The sequence below is a fragment of the Streptomyces sp. NPDC054840 genome (assembly GCF_053611065.1).
This window is the reverse complement of record NZ_JBSGZP010000723.1, coordinates 1-3,579: the sequence shown is the minus strand read 5'-3', so window position 1 is coordinate 3,579 and position 3,579 is coordinate 1. Positions and strand designations below refer to the sequence as shown.

The window sequence follows — 3,579 nt, the reverse complement described above, 5'->3', positions numbered from 1 at the left end:
GGCGCTCGCCCCCCACCCCCGGGCGCAGCCCGACCCGAACCACACACCACCGAGCACCCCGCAGGGAACACCACCCCACCCCCCAGCCCCGCCGGCTATGCCGTTGTACGCGCTCGCGCCGAACGGTGTCCGGAGGTGGAGGAGCCCACGTGGACCAGGTCTCCCGCACACCGCGGGCAGATCCGCTCCCGGCCCTTGTCGTAGGGCTGCGTGTACGAGGCCCGGCAGGGCAGGCGGACGTAGGAGGTCTTCGCGTGAGCCATGCGAGCAGCGTAGGCAGCAGCCGCGCGGGAACGACACGATTGCCGTGGCCGCCGCCCTCGCTCCGGGTTAAGAGGCGGTCGGTCAGTCACCGGAGGGACGCACCCACCCCGACGCCCCCACCTCTCCGTCCAGTGCCGGCACCTGAGCGGAAGTCGGCAACTGCCACTGACACCAGGCCCGCTCAGGGGAGGTCAGGGGAGGTCAGGTCACTTGGCTGCCGCCAGGCGCGCCTTGAGCATCGTGACCGTGCTCACCAGCTTCGGGAGGCCTTCCGTCTGGACCGCCATGATGCCCCGGGAGACCTGGCCCGCCTCGTTCTTCGCGGCTCCGTCGGCGCACTCGGCCGCTCCGCGCCTGAATCCGCCGAGCGCCTCCTTCCAGAACCGCTGGGCGGCTTCGTCCGGGATCGGGTCGAGCTTCTCGGCCTTGGCGGTCTGGGCCAACAGGTCCTGGCATGCAGGCCCCTGCACGTCGATCGTGCGCATGCTCACTTCGTTCACCCGGCCGGCGTCCTCGTTCAGCTTCCTGATCTGGGCCTCCCCTCCCGAGCTGTACCAGTCCTCCAGCCGCTCGGCCGGGCTCCGGGAGCAGCCTCCCAGTAACAACGTGACGGCTGCGAGGGTGACGGTGACGCGGGTCGCGACGGGGACACGCACACGGAATCTCATGGAACCTGAACCCCCCTGGATCGGTCCGACCGATGCTGCCAGGGACGCTCCGGGCCCGTGCCCCTCGTGATGGTTTCGTGACGGGCCGCCGGTCAGCGCGAGATCGCCGTCCCCAGGGAGTAGGCGCACAGGAACTTCGGCGCGCCCTGCTCGTAGAAGACGTCGAGGGCGGTGATCGTGAATCCCGCCGCCACCAGCAGGTCCGGGGCGGAGCGGGTGAGGTGGCAGCCGCCCAGCAGCCGCTTGTTCAGCGGTTCGATCCGTCGCTGCAGGCGCCGCACGCGCCAGTCGCTCTCCGGGGCGAGCCCGTGTTCGATGAAGTGCAGGGTTCCGCCGGGCTTCAGTACGCGGCGCAGCTCGCGCAGGGCGGCCAGGGCGTCCGGGATGGTGCACAGCGTCCAGGTGGACAGCGCGGAGTCGAAACCGTCGTCGTCGAAGGGCAGCGACTGGCCGTCCAGGCCGGCCCTTCGCACCGGGACGCGAGCGTCCCGTACGCGTTTCGCGGCCAGCCGCCACGCGACGTCGGACGGCTCGACCGCCGACACGCCCGTGACGCCCTGCGGATAGAAGGGGACGTTGTGTCCCGCGCCGAAGCCGACCTCGACGACCTCTCCCACCAGCCCGTCGCAGACCCGGCGTCGCAGCGGCCGGCCCGTCTTGGCCCCGCAGGCGACGTTGATGATCCGCGGCACTGCCTGCTCGGCGTAGAACCCAATGGCGGCCTCCGCGTCTCGCCCTTGCTCCTCAGGATGGCACCGCCGCGCCCCACCCGCCCACGCCACCTCACCGACTGACAACCCAAGGTTGACACTCGTCGGAGTGTCAACCTAGGGTTGCCTCTATGACGAACCCTTCGGTGGAACCCGTTCGCATGACCAACCCGGTACGCCTCGACGACCTGATCGAGGCCATCAACAAGGTCCACACCGACCCCCTGGAGCAGCTCAGCGGCGCCGTCGTCGCGGCAGAAGCCCTCGGGGACGTCGCGGACCACCTCATCGGCCACTTCGTCGACCAAGCCCGCCGCTCCGGCGCCTCCTGGACCGACATCGGCCGCAGCATGGGCGTCACCCGCCAGGCGGCCCAGAAGCGCTTCGTGCCCAAGGCGGACAAGGAGGGGACCGGCGGCCTCGACCCGAACGCAGGCTTCGGCCGCTTCACACCCCGCGCCCGCAACGTGATCGTGACCTCGCAGAACGAGGCCCGCGCCGCCGGCAACACCGAGATCCGCACCGAGCACCTGGTCCTCGGCCTGATGGCCGAGGCCGACGGCCTCGCGGGGCTCGTCCTGCGCGCCCAGGAGGTCTCGCCGGACGACGTACGGGCCGCCGCGACCGCAGCACTCCCGCCGGCCCAGACCGAGCTCCCCGCCCTCATCCCCTTCGACGCCTCGGCGAAGAAGGCACTGGAGCTGACCTTCCGTGAGGCCCTGCGCCTGGGACACGACTTCGTCGGCACCGAGCACATCCTGCTCGCGCTCCTGGAGCTGGAGAACGGCGAGGGCTTGCTGAGCGGCCTCGGCCTGGACAAGGCCGCCGCCGAGGCGACCGTCAGCGAAGCCTTGGCAGTCGTACGCGGCGACGCGGACGGGAAGTAGAGGAGTCCGCGTCCCGCGTCAGCTCGTAGCGCTTGACGTACGCGCCGAGGAAGGCCTGCAGCGTGGCGACGGCCGGGATCGCGATCAGCGCCCCGACCGCGCCCAGCAGGGCGGTGCCCGCGATGACCGATCCGAAGGCGACCGCCGGATGGATGTCGACGGTCTTCGAGGTCAGCTTCGGCTGGAGCACGTAGTTCTCGAACTGCTGGTAGATGACCACGAATCCGAGGACGTACAGCGCGTACCAGGGATTGACGGTGAAGGCGAGCAGGACCGGAAGCGCGCCCGCGAGATAGGTGCCGATGGTGGGGACGAACTGCGAGACCAGGCCCACCCACACGGCGAGCGCGGGCGCGTACGGCACCCCGAGCACCGCGAGCACGATGTAGGTCGCGACACCGGAGATCAGCGCCATCAGCCCGCGTGAGTAGAGGTAGCCGCCCGTCTTGGCGACGGCGATCTCCCAGGCGCGCAGCACCTCGGCCTGCTTGGCGGGCGGCAGTACGGAGCACAGCGCGCGCCGCAGCCGCGGTCCGTCGGCGGCGAAGTAGAAGGAGAACAGCCCGATCGTCAGCAGCTTGAAGAGTCCGCCGAGCACGGTGGCGGACACATCGAGCACGCCGGACGCGCTGTTCTGCACGTACTTGCGCAGCCAGTCGGAGCGCAGCACGCTCTCCTGGATCTCCAGCCGGGACAGTTCGGTGTGGAAGGTGGAATTGATCGCTTTGATCACCGCGTCGATATAGCCGGGGAAGCCCTCGACCATGGCGACGATCTGCCCGGCGAGCAGGGAGCCGAGCAGCGCGAGGAAGCCTGTGGTCACGATGAGCACCGCGAGGAACATCACGAAGGTGGCGAGCCCACGGCGCATGCCCGAGGCCGCCATCCTGGCGACCGCGGGTTCGATCGCGAGCGCGAGGAAGAACGCGATCAGGATGTTGACCAACAGCCCGATCAGCTGGTGAAAGGCCCAGCTGCCGAGCTGGAAACACGCGACGAGGGCAAGGACGAGGACCACGGCGCGCGGGAGCCAGCGCGGCATCCGCGCGT

The 3,579-nt window shown here is 70.1% G+C and carries 5 protein-coding genes; 1 reads left to right on the top strand and 4 read right to left on the bottom strand.

Translation table 11 applies throughout. From position 1 onward, the window contains the following. Nucleotides 1-95: 95 nt before the first annotated feature. From ACWGIU_RS32920 to ACWGIU_RS32910, 3 genes are all read right to left on the bottom strand, one after another. On the bottom strand, nt 96-263 hold the full coding sequence (locus tag ACWGIU_RS32920) for a hypothetical protein (protein WP_453711772.1): 168 nt from the start codon (nt 261-263) through the stop codon (nt 96-98). Nucleotides 264-470: 207 nt separating this feature from the next. After that, complete coding sequence (locus ACWGIU_RS32915) at nt 471-920, bottom strand: hypothetical protein (protein ID WP_453711771.1); 450 nt, start codon at nt 918-920, stop codon at nt 471-473. A gap of 104 nt (nt 921-1,024) precedes the next feature. Beyond that, entirely contained in the window at nt 1,025-1,624 is a 600-nt protein-coding gene (locus ACWGIU_RS32910; RefSeq protein ID WP_453711770.1) for a class I SAM-dependent methyltransferase, read from the bottom strand. Nucleotides 1,625-1,773: 149 nt separating this feature from the next. On the opposite strand from ACWGIU_RS32910, the gene ACWGIU_RS32905 reads away from it, so the two are divergent. Then, nucleotides 1,774-2,529 carry a Clp protease N-terminal domain-containing protein gene (locus ACWGIU_RS32905; RefSeq protein ID WP_453711769.1) on the top strand — a complete coding sequence of 252 codons (756 nt, stop codon included), beginning with the start codon at nt 1,774-1,776 and terminating at the stop codon, nt 2,527-2,529. Here ACWGIU_RS32905 and ACWGIU_RS32900 read toward each other — a convergent pair. Next, nucleotides 2,483-3,571: an AI-2E family transporter gene (locus ACWGIU_RS32900; RefSeq protein ID WP_453711773.1), complete on the bottom strand. Its 1,089-nt coding sequence runs from the start codon at nt 3,569-3,571 to the stop codon at nt 2,483-2,485. The two genes, ACWGIU_RS32905 and ACWGIU_RS32900, sit on opposite strands and share 47 nt — an antisense overlap. Nucleotides 3,572-3,579: the final 8 nt, after the last annotated feature.